At 58.0% G+C, this 17486-nt stretch carries 17 protein-coding genes and 2 tRNA genes; 2 read left to right on the plus strand and 17 right to left on the minus strand.

What is annotated here, in order from left to right; genetic code table 11:
- Window positions 1-35: 35 nt before the first annotated feature.
- From KBC96_09265 to KBC96_09300, 8 genes are read right to left on the minus strand one after another with little or no spacing between them, the layout of a single operon-like run.
- A complete protein-coding gene (locus KBC96_09265) occupies window positions 36-821 on the minus strand; it encodes a lipoate--protein ligase family protein (protein ID MBP6964583.1) in 786 nt (261 codons plus the stop codon).
- Entirely contained in the window at window positions 800-2257 is a 1458-nt protein-coding gene (gene gcvPB, locus KBC96_09270; protein ID MBP6964584.1) for an aminomethyl-transferring glycine dehydrogenase subunit GcvPB, read from the minus strand. Before gcvPB ends, KBC96_09265 begins: the two co-directional genes overlap by 22 nt.
- On the minus strand, window positions 2254-3681 hold the full coding sequence (gene gcvPA, locus KBC96_09275; protein ID MBP6964585.1) for an aminomethyl-transferring glycine dehydrogenase subunit GcvPA: 1428 nt from the start codon (window positions 3679-3681) through the stop codon (window positions 2254-2256). The genes gcvPB and gcvPA overlap by 4 nt, the downstream gene beginning before the upstream one ends.
- Window positions 3591-3971 carry a glycine cleavage system protein GcvH gene (gene gcvH, locus KBC96_09280; GenBank protein ID MBP6964586.1) on the minus strand — a complete coding sequence of 127 codons (381 nt, stop codon included), beginning with the start codon at window positions 3969-3971 and terminating at the stop codon, window positions 3591-3593. The genes gcvPA and gcvH overlap by 91 nt, the downstream gene beginning before the upstream one ends.
- Complete coding sequence (gcvT, locus tag KBC96_09285) at window positions 3968-5089, minus strand: glycine cleavage system aminomethyltransferase GcvT (protein ID MBP6964587.1); 1122 nt, start codon at window positions 5087-5089, stop codon at window positions 3968-3970. Before gcvT ends, gcvH begins: the two co-directional genes overlap by 4 nt.
- 27 nt (window positions 5090-5116) lie before the next feature.
- Complete coding sequence (locus KBC96_09290) at window positions 5117-5986, minus strand: homocysteine S-methyltransferase family protein (GenBank protein ID MBP6964588.1); 870 nt, start codon at window positions 5984-5986, stop codon at window positions 5117-5119.
- Window positions 5983-7059 carry a glycosyltransferase gene (locus KBC96_09295; protein ID MBP6964589.1) on the minus strand — a complete coding sequence of 359 codons (1077 nt, stop codon included), beginning with the start codon at window positions 7057-7059 and terminating at the stop codon, window positions 5983-5985. Before KBC96_09295 ends, KBC96_09290 begins: the two co-directional genes overlap by 4 nt.
- Window positions 7056-8414 carry a glycosyltransferase family 4 protein gene (locus tag KBC96_09300; GenBank protein ID MBP6964590.1) on the minus strand — a complete coding sequence of 453 codons (1359 nt, stop codon included), beginning with the start codon at window positions 8412-8414 and terminating at the stop codon, window positions 7056-7058. Before KBC96_09300 ends, KBC96_09295 begins: the two co-directional genes overlap by 4 nt.
- 249 nt (window positions 8415-8663) lie before the next feature.
- On the opposite strand from KBC96_09300, the gene KBC96_09305 reads away from it, so the two are divergent.
- Window positions 8664-9419: an MTAP family purine nucleoside phosphorylase gene (locus KBC96_09305; protein ID MBP6964591.1), complete on the plus strand. Its 756-nt coding sequence runs from the start codon at window positions 8664-8666 to the stop codon at window positions 9417-9419.
- On the opposite strand, the gene KBC96_09310 is transcribed toward KBC96_09305, so the two are convergent.
- The 3 genes from KBC96_09310 to KBC96_09320 form a co-directional block, all read right to left on the minus strand.
- Window positions 9416-10477, minus strand: a complete 1062-nt coding sequence (locus tag KBC96_09310; protein ID MBP6964592.1) for a type IV pilus twitching motility protein PilT — start codon at window positions 10475-10477, stop codon at window positions 9416-9418. The two genes, KBC96_09305 and KBC96_09310, sit on opposite strands and share 4 nt — an antisense overlap.
- 16 nt (window positions 10478-10493) lie before the next feature.
- Window positions 10494-11075: a hypothetical protein gene (locus KBC96_09315; protein ID MBP6964593.1), complete on the minus strand. Its 582-nt coding sequence runs from the start codon at window positions 11073-11075 to the stop codon at window positions 10494-10496.
- Between the two features lie 251 nt (window positions 11076-11326).
- Window positions 11327-11402, minus strand: a tRNA-Ala gene (locus tag KBC96_09320).
- Between the two features lie 175 nt (window positions 11403-11577).
- Between KBC96_09320 and KBC96_09325 the strand changes: the two genes are divergently transcribed.
- Window positions 11578-11856: an Lrp/AsnC ligand binding domain-containing protein gene (locus KBC96_09325; GenBank protein ID MBP6964594.1), complete on the plus strand. Its 279-nt coding sequence runs from the start codon at window positions 11578-11580 to the stop codon at window positions 11854-11856.
- Between the two features lie 9 nt (window positions 11857-11865).
- Here the strand turns inward: KBC96_09325 and KBC96_09330 are convergent.
- From KBC96_09330 to KBC96_09355, 6 genes are all read right to left on the minus strand, one after another.
- Window positions 11866-11962: transfer RNA gene (locus KBC96_09330), tRNA-Sec, on the minus strand.
- A 76-nt stretch (window positions 11963-12038) separates the two neighbouring features.
- Entirely contained in the window at window positions 12039-12722 is a 684-nt protein-coding gene (locus KBC96_09335) for an HD-GYP domain-containing protein (protein MBP6964595.1), read from the minus strand.
- A gap of 124 nt (window positions 12723-12846) precedes the next feature.
- Window positions 12847-14256 carry an L-seryl-tRNA(Sec) selenium transferase gene (locus KBC96_09340; protein MBP6964596.1) on the minus strand — a complete coding sequence of 470 codons (1410 nt, stop codon included), beginning with the start codon at window positions 14254-14256 and terminating at the stop codon, window positions 12847-12849.
- 41 nt (window positions 14257-14297) lie between these two features.
- A complete protein-coding gene (locus tag KBC96_09345) occupies window positions 14298-15065 on the minus strand; it encodes a tetratricopeptide repeat protein (protein MBP6964597.1) in 768 nt (255 codons plus the stop codon).
- A gap of 47 nt (window positions 15066-15112) precedes the next feature.
- Window positions 15113-16015, minus strand: a complete 903-nt coding sequence (locus KBC96_09350; GenBank protein ID MBP6964598.1) for a hypothetical protein — start codon at window positions 16013-16015, stop codon at window positions 15113-15115.
- A gap of 34 nt (window positions 16016-16049) precedes the next feature.
- Window positions 16050-17486: a hypothetical protein gene (locus KBC96_09355; GenBank protein MBP6964599.1), complete on the minus strand. Its 1437-nt coding sequence runs from the start codon at window positions 17484-17486 to the stop codon at window positions 16050-16052.

A 17486-nucleotide genomic window follows, 5' to 3' on the forward strand; every position in this document is an offset into this window, starting at 1 on the left:
AATCGTCGTTAGTATAACATGGGTACTCGCCAGTGTCAACGAACAGGGCGATACGCCCGCAACGTCCACTCCGGGTCGTCATACTTGGCAGAGCGCAAGGAGAGCGCCTTATCTACTTCCAGCGGCGAGAGCTCTCCGTCAAAGGGCGGTGCCCCGAGCATGTGTGCGAAACTTCCAACTATCGCACTCTCAAGTGCGTCTCTATCGAGTACAACGGCTGACTCCCCGGCCTCAGGAGAGGGGCTGCCAAAGACGTCTTCGAGGTTGACTACGGGCTTCTGTAAGGGGATGGATCCCTGTTCCAGAATGATCCCCTGCTTGCGTGCTTGTGCAGAACCGGCCACTTTTCGGTCGCCGACCGTGACATCGCATGAGGCGATATGCGCGAAGCAGTCTGCGCTGCGGCCCGATGGAGCCGCTTGACTCCGTCCGAGCCGAGCGTCCAGTCCCATAGCCCTCAGACCGCCGATAATGCCCTGCATGAGCCAGGAATGGCTGCCCGGCACACTTCTACGGTCTGCTGGCAGCAGTTCCGAGCCTACCACAATGCTGAAGGTCAGGTCATGCCCGTGCAACACTGCACGACCTCCGGTGAGCCTCCGTACTAACTGCAAGCCGCGAGCTCGAATAGCGTCGGGATTGAGGCCGCGCTCGGAATCCTGGAAGTAGCCCAGGGAAATGGAGGGTCTATCCCAGCCGTAGAACCTGATCGTCGGTGGAGACTTGCCTTCCGCATGGGACAGCAGAAGCGCCTCATCGACCGCCATGTTAAGTGCGGCATCGAGATCACCCTGCCGAATCAGTCGCCAGATTGCTGCCATGTCAACTCCAGCTTCCGTGCGGCTTGGGCTTCGTCAATCCTGACTCTAATCTTGGAATGAGGCGCTGACAAGATGATGTCCGGGTCGGATTCCGCCTCGCGGGCTATACTAATCATTGCATCCGCAAAGGCATCCAGAGTCTCGATGCTCTCGGTCTCCGTCGGCTCTATCATCAACGCCTCTGGAACGATCAGCGGGAAGTAGATCGTCGGCGGATGGAACGCGAAATCCATAAGGCGCTTGGCAATATCCGCGGCTCTGACTCCGCGGACCTTCTGGCGTGTCGCTGATGCTACGAACTCATGCATACAGCGATTCCCATAGGGTACATCGTAGTGCTCCCCCACCCTCGCAAGCAAGTAGTTGGCGTTCAGGACCGCATTCTCGCTGACCGCTCGGAGTCCGGCTCCACCAATACCGAGGATGTACAGGTATGCGCGTATGATCACGCCTACGTTGCCGAGAAAAGCATGGGCGCGGCCGATCGAATGCGGTCGTTCCTGCTCCAACACGAACCCTTGATCTCGCCGAACAATCCTTGGGATCGGCAGATAAGGTGCGAGAAAGCTCTTTACGGCGACAGGGCCGGACCCGGGTCCTCCACCACCATGCGGTGAGGCGAACGTCTTGTGCAGGTTGAAATGCATGGCGTCGAATCCCATGTCCCCCGGACGTGCAACTCCCAGTATGGCATTCATGTTGGCACCATCGCAATAGAGCAAAGCGCCCGCCTCGTGAACCATACGTGCAATCTCCGTCACCCGCACTTCGAATAGCCCGAGCGTATTCGGGTTGGTGAGCATCAAGGCAGCAGTATCGTCTGAGAGGCTCTCGCGCAGAGCCTGCAGGTCCACGCAGCCATCACGTCCGGAGGGGATCTTCACCACCTCGTAACCGCATCGAGAGGCGGTCGCCGGATTCGTGCCGTGCGACGAATCAGGGACGAGAACTACTCGACGCTGGACGTCTCCCAGCCGCTCATAGTGTTTCTTGAAGAGCATCATAGCGACGAGTTCGCCCTGCGCGCCAGCTGCCGGCTGCAGTGTTACGGAATCCATTCCGGCGATCTCCGCAAGGAACCGCTCCATCTCAAAGAGCACCCGCAAGATACCCTGGCAAGTCGAATCATCCTGATACGGATGCACCATGCTGAACCCGGACAAGGCGGCCAGGCTCTCGTGAATCTTCGGGTTGTGTTTCATGGTACAGGAGCCGAGTGGGTAAAACCCCGTATCAACACCGTAGTTACGAAGAGAAAGTCGCGTGTAGTGGCGCACCACATCCGCCTGGCTTAGCTCAGGCAGCGGAAGCTCCGCGCGCAGAGCACTCTCCCCCAGGATTTCTCCGGCGTCGGTGTCAGGGACGTCGCTTGATGGAAGCATTATGCCGGTCCGCCCCCGAGAACTCAGTTCGAAAACCGTGCACTCGTCATTCATGCGTTGAGACACTCTGCAAAGTATTCAATCTGCTCTCTCGTGTGTTTCTCTGTCACGCAGACCAGCATATGCCCCGCCAACTCGGAGTAGAAGCTTCCGAGGTCGAGCCCCCCGATGATGCCGCGCTTGAGCAGTTCCGCGTTCAACGACTTAATAGGCTTATTAGTCTTAAGCACAAATTCCTTAACAAAGCTATATCCGAATGGGATGGCGAAGCCCTCAGACTCAGACGCCAGTCGTGACGCGTACTGCGACTTATCGAAGCAGAGACGGGCGGTGTTACGGAGCCCTTCCGGTCCCAGCGTCGCGAGATAGACTGTCGCGGCGAGAGCGTTAAGGGCTTGGTTGGTGCATATGTTGGAAGTCGCGCGCTCTCGTCGGATGTGCTGTTCACGGGTCTGAAGAGTGAGCGTGTAGGAGCGGCATCCGTTTGCATCCGTAGTGCCGCCGACGAGTCTGCCGGGCATCTGCCTAACGTGCTCCTTCTTACATGCCATCAGTCCGAGAAGCGGTCCTCCGTACCCGGGGTGAACTCCGAGAGACTGCCCCTCAGCAACGCAGATATCCGCATTGAACTCTCCCGGCGGCTTGAGCAGTCCCAGGGAGATTGGATCCGCGCACACGACCAGCATCGCCCCATGCCTATGTGCGATCTCTTCAATGAGATGTACGTCTTCAACCAATCCGAAGAAGTTCGGGTACTGGATGACGACGCACGACACGGTATCGCTCATGAGTCTCGAGATACCGTCCGGATCGGTTTCGATCCCACAGAGGGGTGTCTCCTTCATGACGCTGCCGGAACCCCATGCGTATGTCTCCATAGTCCTGCGATACGCGGGGTGGACGGACCGAGACACGAGCCATTGGTTGCGACTTGTGATATTGTCAGCCATGAGTGCCGCTTCCGCGAGCGCGCTAGCGCCATCATACATGGAAGCGTTGGAGACTTCCATTCCGGTGAGCTGGCTGATCATAGTCTGAAACTCGAATATGACCTGCAGGTTCCCTTGGCTCATCTCCGGCTGATAAGGTGTGTACGATGTGTAGAACTCCGATCGCGCCGTGATGGCACGCACAGTCGCGGGAATGTAGTGGTCGTAGACACCTGCTCCGAGAAAACAGATGCATTCGTCGAGGTTCCTGTTCTCACGGCTGAGACCGTCGGCGAAACGGCGTAGCTCCAACTCGGACATGGGACCCGGTACGTCCAGTTCCTTGTCGAGGCGGAGATCGCCAGGAATATGAGCGAAGAGATCTGATACCTCTGCCAGGCCGATCGTCTCCAGCATAGTGCGGATGTCGGAATCGGTGTTGGGTATGTATGGTGATCTCAATGCCCTTCGATGAACCTCTCGTATTGTTCGGAGGACATCAGGTCCTCCACTTCGCTGGGGTCGTCCATCTTGACGATCACCATCCATCCCGCTGCATAGGGGCTTTCATTGACCCGCTCGGGGGTCTCAGTGAGTTCCTCGTTGACTTCCACTATCTCACCGCTGACTGGTGCGATGATGTCGGAAACACTCTTGATCGACTCGATGGTTCCGAACATGTCGCCCCTCTGCACAGTCGCCCCGACGTCGGGCAACTCCATGAACACTATGTCTCCCAGTTCGGATTGAGCGTGCTCCGTGATTCCGACCGTGGCCAAGTCATCCTCGACCTTGAGCCACTCGTGCGATGCTGTGTATTTGAGATCATCAGGATTCATAGTTCTCCCTCCTCCTGCGCGGGCATCCCGACATGGATAGGCTTCGGCCTGTAGAATGGAGTGCCGGTCACGCGAACACCGCACTTCCTGTCGCGTATCATGATCGCAAGATCGGTTCCCGGTTGAACGAACTTCCGGTCAACGTATGCAAGCGCGATTGGTTTCTGCAGCGTGGGCGAGAAGGTCCCACTGGTGACAATGCCCACCTGAACATCGTCCGCGAGAACGACTTGCGCATGGCGTGGAATGCATCTGTCATTGACCTCAAGTCCGACGAGTCTCCTTGCGGCGCCTGCAGCAGACTGCGACTCAATGGCTGTGCGCCCCAGAAAATCGCCCTTCTCGAGATGTACTGCCCACATCAGGCGTGCCTCTACGGGAGTGATCTCCGCCGAGAGTTCGTGCCCGTGAAGCGGATAGGCCAACTCCAGCCTGAGCACATCCCGAGCTCCGAGGCCGGCGGGTTCCATGCCGTACGCTTTTCCTGTGTCCAGCAGATGTGACCATAGAGTCGAGGCATCGTTCCAGTCACAGAGCAGTTCGAACCCGTCTTCCCCGGTGTAACCTGTGCGCGCCGCGAGACACTTGACAGCGCCCACCTTACCGTACCGAGCGTGAAACCTGGGTATCAGGGTAAGATCTAAATCCGCCGACTCAGTGAGAACCTGTTCAGAACGTGGGCCTTGCACGGCGATTATGGCGGTATCGGTGGACCGGTTTGTCACTTCAGCGCCAGGCGCCGCGTGAGCACTGATCCAACGAAAATCGTTGTCGGCATTGGATGCGTTCACCACCGCGAGATAGGAGTCGCTCTCTAGGCGATAGAGTATTAGGTCGTCGAGCACGCCGCCATCATCGGCGCACAGTAGAGTGTACTGGGCTTGCCCTTCGCAAAGTCTCGAGGCGTCATTGGTCATAATCCTCTGCAAAGCCTCGAGTGCGCCGGTGCCGGAGATGAGTATCTCGCCCATGTGCGACAGGTCAAAAAGGCCAACGGCGTAGCGAACCGACAGGGTCTCATGCGATATGCCGGAGTATTGCAGCGGCATCTCCCATCCCGCGAAGTCGGTCATTCTGGCCCCTAGCCGGATATGTTCATTGAAAAGAGGGGTGCGCATCAGGAAGCCTCAAAGAGCAGGCGGTATTCAGACCTTGAGACGCTTCTTCATCTCGCGTATATGATCAGGAGTACTTCCGCAGCAGGCCCCGACTACGTTGACCCCGAGTCGTGCACATTCGACGGCGAAACCGGCAAGCTCGGCCGGAGTCGCATCGTAAACAACTTGGCCTCCCATTACCTTCGGGAGACCAGCATTCGGCTGTGCAATCACAGGTATGTCGGTCGAGGCGCGAATCTCTGAAATCACCTGAAGCATGCCCTCGGGACCGACGCCGCAGTTGGCGCCGACGCCATCCGCTCCGGCCGACGTCAGTTCACTTGCCGCACTTGAGGGCTTCACGCCCATCATAGTCCTACCCCCAGTGTCGAACGCCATAGTACACAGGCACGGGAGTCCGGAGCGCCGCGCGCCCTCGAGAGCCGCTTTGAGTTCGTCCAGATCGGAGAAGGTCTCCAAAAGGATCGCATCAGCGCCGGCAGAGGCCTGAGCGCCCGCCGCTTGGGCAAAGGCATCCGACACGTCAGCGAAGCGCAGATTCCCCAGTGGCTCAAGAAACTGGCCTGTCGGTCCCAGAGACGCCATCACGAAGCACTCATCGCCGGCAGCGTGTCTGGCAAGTGATACGCCGGCGGCGTTCAGTTCGGCCGCGCGGTTCTCCAGTCCGTAGCACGCAAGTTTGATCCGTGTGCCCCCGAAGGTGTTGGTGGAAATCATGTCCGATCCTGCCTCTACATAGGCGGTGCACACATGCTTCACCGCGTCGGGATGCTCGACATTCCACAACTCGGGGCATTCACCTGCGTCCATTCCGTGCCGTTGCAGCATGGTACCCATCGCGCCGTCGGCCAGCACCGGGCCTCCCAAGATCGCTTCGAGAAAACGAATACTGCTCATTCGTTCAGTCCATCCTTCTTATCTGACTGTGTCTCCCGCTGTCCAGCCGTGTGTCTTGCCATCGCGAGTTGAGCCAGTAGCAGCGAGATACATGCCTCGGCGCCTTGATTCTCGTTGACCCCAGACGGATTGATCCCGTCTCTGCAGCCGCCGGTCTCCGGGTCGTAAACCGATCTTCCTGACCGATTCTTGCCGAAGAACCAGTCGTAGCTGGTACGCGCCGAATCCAAGTACTCCGGTGCGTCCAGGATCGAGTAAGCGGCGGTGAGGGCATGTACCGAGTAGCCCGCATCTATGCTCTGTTGATCGTACCATGGGCGGTCCCCGCCCTTCTGGTACCAACCGTCGTTACCGATGATCTCGAGTCGGCCCCCAACCACCGTGGTCTCAATCAGGAAGTCAAGAGTCCGCCTGCCCACATCGAGATACCCTTTGTCGTCGGTGGCACTTCCCGCCATCAGCATACTGAGTGGGAGCACGGCATTACCGTAGGTCATGTACGGCTCGAACCAATGCCACCGGTCGTCCGAGTACTCTCTGACCTGAAAAGCGAGTCTGTCGGCAAGCGCGCGGACTTGGTTCTGTATGCCCTCGTCATGCTCGACCCTAAGGTACTCGCACAGGCCGATCAGGGAGTATGCGATCGCGCGAGGGCTGGTCAGGTCCCCGACGTGCGGAGCAGCAGCCCTGATGATCTTCTTCGCTACCGTGCTCATGCTCTCGGGAATACGGGCAGAAGCCGCAACTCCGCAACCCCACATGCATCTCCCAAGGCAGTCCTCAGTACCGTCCGCGTCGAGGAATGATCGCTGGTAGGTCATTATGTTGCTGAACCGGTATTGCGGATTCTGTGCATGATGAACGAAACTGAGGTACTTCCGTGCGAGTTCCAGCGCGTCTGCGGAATGGGTAAGTTCGTACCCTCTCACCGCGACCAGCAGGGCGCGGGCGTTATCGTCCGTAGTGTAACCCAAGCGTCGGTTGGGGATCGAGAACACACCGTGCTGCAGGATACCCGTATCGTCGGTCATGGACTTCAAATAGCGCAGCGACAATGGTGGGTGCGTGGTCACTGATCCCGTTCCTCTCGTGACTCGATGTTCTTGATGTCCACAGGTTTGGCATTCGCGATCTCCAGCTTACACCGCGCGCACAACTTGTGAAAGAGGTCGAGATAGTCTATAGCTACGTTGAACCATGCCGCGCGTCGGCCATACTTGTAAGCCTTCGTCTCCATCTGCTCGCGCAATGCCGGGTCAGCGAGTATCTTGTTGATTGCTAAGCCTGTGCACTCAGGATCCTTGAAATCAACCAGTATCCCCCGGCCCTCGGAAAGGACCTCTTCCGCATAGAGGTACGGCGTAGAGACCACTGGCTTTCCACACCCAATCGCGTAGGCGAGAGTCCCGCTGGTGATCTGATCTCTGTTGATATACGGCGTCAGATAGACATCCGTGGCCCCCAAGTAGTTAATCAACTCCTCGAGCGTCAGATACCGGTTGTTGAAGCGAACGTTCTTCTCGAGATGCAAATCCGACACGAGTTGAAGCAGTTCGTTACGATAGCTCTCTCCCTCGTGATTACGTACGCCGGGATGCGTCTCGCCAAGTACCAGATAGATGGCGTCGGGATTCTCCTCCACGACGGTCGCCATTGCCTTGATGCCGTACTCGATGCCCTTCCCGCGGCTGATCAGTCCAAAGGTTGATATAACCGGCCTGTCAGAGATGCCGAGGGCCTTCTTGACAGAGACCGAACTGACTCGATGTACGTTGGGGACGCCGTGAGGAATTACCACAACCTTCTCCGGACGCGCCCGGTAGGTGTTCAGGAGAATCGCACGGCCGGCCTTGATCATAACCACTACGGCATCGGAGAGTTCCGCGACGCGGTTCATGACCTGGCGCTGACCATCCGAGGGGTCAGACAGCACGGTGTGCAGAGTCGTGACGATAGGCTTCTGCAGCCTGTCCATGAATGCCAAGACATGCGAACCGTCCGGACCTCCGAAAATGCCGTATTCGTGCTGCACGCTGACCACATCAATCGTTGAGGCGTTGATCTGATCGGCCACATCAAGGTACGACTGCAGGTCGTGTTTCTCGATATGATACTTGACGCTCTTTGGGTATTGCTCGATGGCGATGTCGCCGCCCACCGCGACTACCGCCGGATCGGAAAAAGGCGTGTACTTTGCCACCGCCGTTACGACATCTTTGGTGAAGGTCGCGATTCCGCATTCCTGGGGCGGGTAGGTGCCGACGTACGCGATCTCGATGCGGTTTAGGACCTCCCGAAGGAACCTGAACATCTTTAAATCTTCGGGATGCCAGCCTTCTCTGTCACCGTATCCCGCCAGAGCCAGATCCTCCAGGCTCTTCGTGGCACGACTCGACCTCTTGCCCTCTGCCTTCTCTTCTACCGCCAATTTCCTTCTCCGAATCATACAGACGCGGTTCATTCGTTATTGCCCTGCGACTGCATGGCGATCATTCGTGGTACAACACTGTATTCGACGGGAATCGTGAACGTACCTCCATCTAACCCCGCCACATGTTCTTGCCGCGAGCAGCAGCTTGTACCTTAGCCGGAATTCCTCTACAATAATCGCGTACCCCCTGCCAAGAAGGGGCAGCCGGCATCTGGGCGCACTAGTTCAGGGATGCGGAGGTGTGATATGACGATTGCGGTAATCGCTGGTACTGGTCTGTCAGATCCAGCAAGTGATCGCAAAATGCGCGTGTCTACAACCCCGTTCGGAGAGGCGTTTCTTTCTGAGGTCTCATTCGGCGGGTCAAGGACACTGATGCTCGCCCGGCATGGATCCGAACTCAATATCCCGCCGCATCTCATAAACTATCGCGCCAACATGTGGGCGCTAAGAGATGCCGGGGTGGATACCGTAATCGCGACGGCCGCAGTCGGCTCCCTTGTGCCCGATCTCGCTCCTGGAAGCCTTGCCGTAGTCAAGGATTTCTTGGACTTGACACGGCAGAGGCCCAGCACATTTCAGGATGTGCCGGGAGAGTCAGTGAGACATCTGGACCTCAGCGTCGCCTACTGCCCCGAAGTTCGTGATGCCTTGTGCGAGGCGGCAGGACATGACAAGTTTCCGGAGGTCGTATACGCCTGCACGGAGGGTCCGCGTTACGAAACTCCGGCGGAAGTGCGGATGCTCAGACGGCTTGGTGCAGACGTTGTGGGAATGACCGGTGTCCCGGAGGTCGTGCTGGCGAGAGAACTGGGGATGTGTTACGGTACCCTGGCAATCGTCACGAACTACGCCGCAGGAATATCCCCCACCCCACTGTCGCACAATGACGTTGCCTCGGTAGCCCGAGAGCACCGCCAAGTTGTGCTCGAGATCATCGGACGTGCGGTCGGTCTTCTGGTCGGGCGCCGGGGTTGTGCCGGATGCGCAACCGACGGTTAGGGCCTCCGGATCATCTGTTTCAGTTCGGTGAGATTGCCCGCATTTATGTACGCTTCCTCTTCCGTAATCAGGCCACCCTTGAAGAATTTCGTGAGGCACTGGTTCATAGTCTGCATGCCCCAATATCCACCTTCGGTGATCGCTGCGTATATCTGACTGGACCGCCCTTCCTCGATCAACTTGCTGATGGTGGGAGTAGCGATCATTATCTCGACGGAGGCAATCCGGCCCTGTCCATCGGCCTTGGGTATCAGCTTTTGGGAGACGATGCCGCGAAGCGACTGAGACATTCTCAGACATATCTGCGGCTTATCGTGAGGCGGGAACATGTTGATGATTCGATCCAGAGTCTCCGCCGCGCTCGATGTATGTACCGTCGAAAGAACCAGGTGCCCGGTCTCTGAAGCCTGCAGGGCGACATTCATTGTCTCGACGTCACGCATCTCACCTATCAGGATAATATCCGGGCTCTGACGCACGACATATTTCAGTGCCTCAGTGAACGAATTGGTGTCAATGCCGACCTCTCTCTGGTTCACTACACCGAGCTTGTCGGGATGAACGAACTCGATCGGGTCCTCGACGGTGACGATGTTGCACCGCCGGGTCTGGTTTATGAGGTCTATCATAGCTGCAAGAGTGGTGGACTTGCCTGATCCGGTCGGGCCCGTGACAAGAATCAACCCCTGCCTGTGCAACACCATGTCCTTCAGAACCGGGGGCATGCCTAGGTCGTCGAGGGAGAAGATATCAAGTGGGATGAGCCGGCAGACCATGCCCATGCTGCCGCGCTGCTGGTATATGTTCGCCCTGACGCGAGTGACGTCAGGAATGGTAAAGGCCAAGTCCATCTCATGGCGATTCTCAAACCTTCCGATCTGGTCGTGGGTCATGACGCTGTAGGCAAGGTCTCGTACCTGCTCGGCTGTCATAGGCTCCTGCTGATCCATCGGACTGATCCTGCCGTGAACGCGCAGCACCGGCGGCGCGTTCTCCTTGAGAAACAGGTCGGATGCTGTCTGACTAGCGCCGATCTTCAGAAGTTCGCTCAAATCCATGAGAATACCCTCTCTTTCAGCCCTCGCCGCTGGTGTCGGCAGCAGTCCCTCTCCTGATCAGGAAATACACCAGCACGGCGGATAACAGTCCCAACAGAAGTATCAAGGCCACATACAGAAATGGGGTGCGCGTGCGAATGCCGCTACTCTCATCAGGACGGAGATCCGACTGAAGAAGCGGCAACCCAAGTGTGCGAAACGAGGAGTCCTTGATGCGAACGCTATACCCATAAGCATTAGTGCCACGGTGAAGGGCAATATTCAAGTAATCATTTTCGAACCGTTGAAGTCCCCGGAACCGAAAAGGCGTCGAGAGCATAAACTCAACTTGGAGATACCTCTGATCCTTGAATGCCTTGATTATCGGCTCCAGGGGAAAACCGCCCGACTCAGTGTTCACCGTACCGAGTGCTACAAACTCCACGCTTGTCGTCACGCTGCCATCCGCCATCTTTGCCTGATCTATCCGAATCTGATCTGCAGTCCATCCCGTCTCGCGAAGTAGATTCGCAAGATGCCGTTCCGCCTTCGACTGCTCCACCGCCCGCGGATAGGCGAATGAAACGGAATCAAAGTCCTTCGTAACGAGTACGAGCATGAGAACGTCCGGCATCGGCAGAAGGGTCTGAGTCGGCGATGCCGGCTCGACACCGGCAGCGGTCTTGGGAGTGAAGACCGATCCGGATAGGATAGCGGCCAGAGCGAGGGTCGAGAGGAACTTCGCGGCAGAATAACGCATAGAGCGAAATCTGCAGGGACCGGATAGTTGGGTTGTCGAAGACCTGTCTGGATGCATGCATCCCTGCGACTTCACTGGACGATCCTGTCAGCATCGGAGATCAAAGAAAATGGTGGAGGTTAGGGGATTCGAACCCCTGACATTCACGCTGCCAGCGTGACGCTCTCCCAACTGAGCTAAACCCCCACGCATCGTTGTCATTATACAAGGAGACGCCACAGAATGCAATAGCGATTCCGTTCCAGTGGAAGGACCGCTTGCCGAATCTACTGAGCAGCGTCCTACCTATACAGGAGACTCTGCCCAGAACGTGGAACATCCCGTAGAGTTACCCATCACACCTGCTGGGAGGATAGCCAACATGGTGACCGCGATCGTGATGATCAGGGCTGATCGAACGAGCATCCCGGAGACGGCTCAGGCATTGGCTGACATCGAGGGCGTCGCCGAGGTCTATTCAATTTCGGGCGACTACGATATCGTCGCAGTAGTGCGTGTAAAGGAATACGATCAACTCGCGTCGGTCGTGACCGAACACCTGCTGAAGATGCCGGCGATCCTGGGAACCCAGACACACATGGCTTTCCAGACCTATTCGAAACACGATCTGGAAAGCGTCTTTACGATAGGTGAAGAGTGACGCGGGACATGGCGGGAGCGTGTGGGAATCGAACCCACCTGAGACCCTCTTCAGGCCTCACACAGGTTTTGAAGACCAGGCGAGCCACCAGACCCAATCCGCCCCCGATTGCGTTCAACTTTGCAGAGCACAGGGTCAAGTATACGGGGGTGCAATAGGTATGTCAAGGACACGCGACCCCGCTAGTTCGGCCTGCCGTGCTCCAGCGGTTCGTCTCTGTTTCCTGCAGCTTGACCCGAAATCGGGATGGCGTTCGCATTCAGCGCGGTTAGGAATGCATCGACGATAATTGGGTCGAACTGGGTACCCGAGTTATCTCTTACCTCCTGCACAGCGCTGTTCAGCGGGAGAGCTTCACGCCACGGTACGTCCGACACCAGTATATCGAAGGTTTCGGCCACCGCTATGATGCGCGCACCCAGTGGAATCTCGTGCCCGGCGAGTCCATCCGGGTATCCCTTCCCGTCGAAGCGTTCGTGGTGGTGCTTGATCATCGGAAGCGCATCCTCAAGTCCGTTGACTTGCTCTAGCATCCGGATCGCAATGGTGGAGTGCAGTCGCATGATCTCGAACTCTCGGTCGGTCAACCTCCCAAGTTTATCCACGATTGATGACGAGATTCCGACCTTGCCGATATCGTGAAGTACCGCGGCGCGCTGCAGACTACGAAGCATCTTGTCATTGAGATCAAGCTGCTTTCCCATCGCCACGGCATAGCTCGCCACACGTTCACTGTGCCCGTCAGGAGCGCCGAGCTTCGCCGAACGCAGATTCAGCATTCCCAGAGCCGCATCGGTAGTCGCGTCCGATTCACGGATCTCCGGAGCGATACTCTGCGTAACATCATCCGATAGATTTCGGTTCAAAACTAATCCTCCTTGCAGTAATCGCGGAATAGAGGAACGATCAGCCGTTAAGGCCGAATGCCCCGCTCCTTATCTGGACAGTATCCGATCGTAATTATCGGTGTGTGCGCCTTCGCTCAGAAGGTCAGTTTCGAAAAACTCCGGACGCCGCGCAGACAATCTGGTCAAGTTCACCATGGAGGATCGTGCGGAGGTCGAGGAGAAATGCGCCGTCGGCCACTCTGCCGAATATCGGCGGGTCGTTGTGGCGGAAAGCGAGAGCGATGGCATCGGGGGAGAGGTCGGCTGCGATGATCGCCACGAGCGTGGTCGGAATCTGCTCACCCGGCAGAGATCCGCTTCCGACCTCGGAGTTTCCTGTTCGGAGTTCCGCGTAGACGTCAGGCAGTCTTAGTGAATCCAACTTCTTCTTCAGTTGCGCGGCTTCTCGGGCGACCTCATCGGAGGGTCGAGTCATGCAGTGGATAGACGGTATACTGGTGGCGACTGTGTCGGGTTCGAGGTAGAGGCGTAATGTGGCCTCGAGCGCTGCGAGAACGAGTTTGTCGAGTCTGAGGGCGCGCGCCAAGGGATTGACGGCCATGGCATCAACTAGATCTCGCCTGCCTACGATCAGCCCCGCCTGCGGCCCGCCCATGAGTTTATCGCCGCTAAACGTTACGATGTCAGATCCGGCACCGAGACTCTCCGCCACCAGTGGCTCGGCGTGCATTCCGAACGAGGAGAGATCGAGCAACTCCCCGCTGCCGACGTCGTCCATCACCGTTATCCCGTATCGTCTTCCCAGATCAGCGATCTCGGAGAGCGATGCCTCTTGAGCGAAACCGACGATACGAAAGTTGCTCGGATGCACTCGAAGCAGGACCGCCGTCTTCTCTGTGATCGCGCGCTCGTAGTCGGAAATGTTGGTTCGATTCGTCGTCCCAACCTCCACTAGTCTGGCACCCGCGCGGGACATTATCTCGGGCATCCGGAACGACCCGCCGATCTCGACAAGCTGTCCTCGGGACACTATGATCTCTGCGTCGAACGCAAGCGTGTTGAGGGCGAGAAGCACTGCGCCGGCGTTGTTATTGACGGCGAGTGCCGCTTCAGCACCGCATAGTTGCGACAGCATATCCGAGTAGTGACTTGAGCGAGACCCCCTCGATCCCGATTCGACGTCCATCTCCAGGGTTGAGTGGCCGGAGGCTACCTCCATGACAGCATCCCGAGCGGCATCGGACAGAACGGCTCGCCCCAGACCAGTATGCAGGATGATTCCGGTCGCATTCACGGCCCGGCGCAGAGATTTTCGCGCCATCCGCAAGGCCGCTTCACGCACAGCGGCCAAGATCGACTGAAGCGAAAGATCGGAATCCGCCAACATCTCACCGCTGCTTGACCTGTCACGAAGATCATCCACGATGCAGCGGGCGGCCTGGAGGAGAACGGATCGAGGTATGGACGCTCGGAGCGATTCCATCGAAGGATCGCTCACCAGCTTCTCGATGGCCGGAAGCCGACGTAGTCTGTCGCTGCTGCCTTTCGACATCTATGCCCCCAGTACCCCTCGCTGCTGAAGAGAATCGGACACTACCAACCCACGTGCATCCGCACTAAGAACGCGATTAGCACAACCAGCATGACCGTAGACGCGGCGACCATTTGCTGAATCGGTGAAAGGGCGCTTCCAAGGAGAAGCACAACCGTCACAACGGTCGCCCAGGCCGCAATGAGGGACAGATAGCGCGAGAGAGATGCAGCCTCCAGCGAAATCCTCATCCTGTTCGCAGTTTCAAGGCTTGCTTCACAGTCAGCGCAATGGAGCCTGCCCTTCGGGTTTCTGTGTCTGCATTCGGGACACAGAACAGAGGTTACACACTGATCGTCGCGTTCTCGGAGAAGCTGCATTAGCCTGTGAGCCTCCTCGGTGCTGCCTGGTGCGAGGCGTACCACCTCGGAATACTGCTCAATCGCCTCGTCTACATGACCGAGCTTGTAGAGCGCATCAGCGGCGCGGCTTCTGGCTGCCAGGTTGTTCGGGTCAGCCTCCAGCGCCTCCCTATACTGCCTGACTCGCTCCTCATAGAAGCGGGAACGATCATTGACTTCTGTACGCTTCGAGAGCACGAGCCATACCGCGACCGCTATTGATACCGTAAGCAGAAGCCACCACGACCGGAAGACCGCCACGGACGATATCAGCCCGATGAGCAGGCCAGTGTAGACGATGCACCCGTATGCACTGATGGCTCCCTCAATGTAATCGCCGATGACGCGGTGCGCCAACAGACCCACTAGAATGCCCGCAAGCGCACCGGCAGAAGCTATGCCCAGTACGACCGTTGCGGCATGACCCATAGGTCAGATCTCCTCAGCTTGCTGCGCAGGTACCGTCCCGCGGCGCATCATTTCTCCCCGGACGTCCCTGCGTTTGGGGGAAGTGTCTCGACTGTAATCTTGGTCTGGTACTGCTCGACTCTGAGCGCCGTCGCCGACCCCATCGGGAGGTCTCCTGCAGGCAACCCGGGGAGTCCCATCGGTGCGCGGACCACGGTCTTCAACTCCCCGGCGGCCGACATGACCCGCTCCCTGTCAGCAAGAAACTTCAGGACGACTCGCCCCTGCACCCGGCTCCCCTCCTCCTCGGGGTTATCCTCGGCCTCGGTTTCCGCTGAACCGAGCATCTGCTCAATGATAGCAATCGGCCCTTCATCCGTCTGCTTGATCTCCATTAGCTTCGAAGTCACTTTGATCTTCGAACCCACATGGAGCGGGTTGACGGCGAGTTCCGACCACTCACCCCCTGGTGCAATCGGCTTCTGCGGAAGCGCGCCGAGAATCACGATGGGCTCAATCCATGCAGGATCCAGTACAGAACGGCTCGCAGTCGGTTTGGGCGTCTCACTCCCCTGCGTCTGCGGGACCAGCCTGCCGGACCGGTCAATACGATAAACCCGCGATTGCTTCGACGGAGGCAGGCTGCGGGAGCCTCTGCCCGGCAGTTTCAGGGACGCCGACTCGGTATCCGCAGCGATCTCCATGCCCCCGGCGGCCAGGGGTTTGATCAGGTGGACGGCTATCACCGCAGTCAACTCGCTCTCCACGGGAGTAGGAGTCGTAGCGCCCGGCAGAGTCCGGGTGCCGGTAATCCGCTGGATGATTCTGTACCTTATGACCTCACCTTGACCGAACCCGTACGCGAGTGAGCAGGTATCGCTGTCACTCCGCTGCGCGAACAATGGCGCGATCCCCGTAACGAGCGGGACAAAGACGAAGGCAATGAGAATCGAAATAGTTCTTCTGTCCATAATGAATCCATTATATCCCCGCTCGCGCGGACGGTCAATCCGTGGAATTACCAGGGCTAACAGACGGCCTACGCGCCTCCTCTGGGCTGACTGTGTAGAACCAGCTCTCGCTTGTCGCGACGACAAGGCCTGCTCCGTTCAAGCCCCTGATCTCGACGCGGTGTTCGCCGGGGTTGTACTTGAGCGTGTTGATGCGGAAAGTGAACGGCGGACTAGTGCTGATGCCGCGAAACTCACCGTCCACAAACAGCGATGCCGTCTGAACCGCCGAGAGATCCGATCCGGAGAGAGCGAAGTTGAACTCGTCACCGGCTGACCTCTGTCCGCCGTAGCTTCGAACTACATGACTCTCGGCAGCCTTGCGAACCTGCTGAGCGAGCCACTCTTCTGAGGCATCAGGGAATATGAGGCGGAGGTGTGTCATCGGTTCACCTACTCCCCGATAGTCGACCAGCGAGCGATCGTTCTTACCGATCAGTTGTTTGATGGGTAGCCAATCAACACCTCCGGCCCGCACCTCGACACCGAAGGAACGTCCTGGCGTGTCAGCATCACTAGCGAGGCCGATAAACCCCTGGAACAGAGGCGGTTGACCCTCCAGAGTGGCGGAACCCGCATCTATGGGTGCGACTACCATGTACTGAGGGATCATTCCGATACGGTGTGCATGCCGGGACGGGAGTATCTGAAATCCCCCTCTCTGCTCACCGTGCCTTGCCGTCTGACCGACTCGCGGGGCTGTGGAGACGGTTATCACACCGCAATGGTTTGTGTTGATGCACCCTACGCCGGTGTACTCCGTGGCATCGAAACGCCCGGTACCCGCCACCGGCTTCTCGACAACGGCGATCCTCTCGATGCTGTCGCCGTAGACGGCCTGCACTGCGCCGCCGCGGCGATTCTCGATGACGATCTCGGACGGACGCCTCCTCGGAACAAGCACGGTGATGACGAGCTTGTCACCGCTGGAAGGCATGTAGTCCCTCGAAAGTGGGCTGAGCCTGCCATTGACCTCCAAGAACACAGGGTTGCCCACGAGCGGCGACAGGTTCCGAAAGATAGCCGTGCCCGCCGGGATATCAGTGTATATCCCCGACGAACCGTTCTCATACCCGGTCGAGGGTGACTCGAACTCCCTTGGTATAATACTGAACACCGGAGGCCATGCATTCCGTGGTGAGGCATTACCCGACCTGATGCGGATTGCGTGAACCGCGATTGCGGCTACCGTCCCTGGATCGGCGTACTCACCGGCGGCGAAACCAGGCATGCTCCGCACCGCCGGCAGCGTAACTCGCCCCACGGTGGTGTAAGATTCCCCCCGGTCTACGCTGACCTGAACCAGCCCCCCTTTAGCGTTATGGATGCGGATCCGGTGGCTCTCCTGCGCGATCTCGTCCAACCCCGCACATGAGACTGAAGCTACAAACGTACTGATCGTCACTAGGGCAAACGAGAATGCTCGCCTCAT

This window comes from Armatimonadota bacterium (genome assembly GCA_017993055.1).
Taxonomy (GTDB): domain Bacteria; phylum Armatimonadota; class UBA5829; order DTJY01; family DTJY01; genus JAGONM01.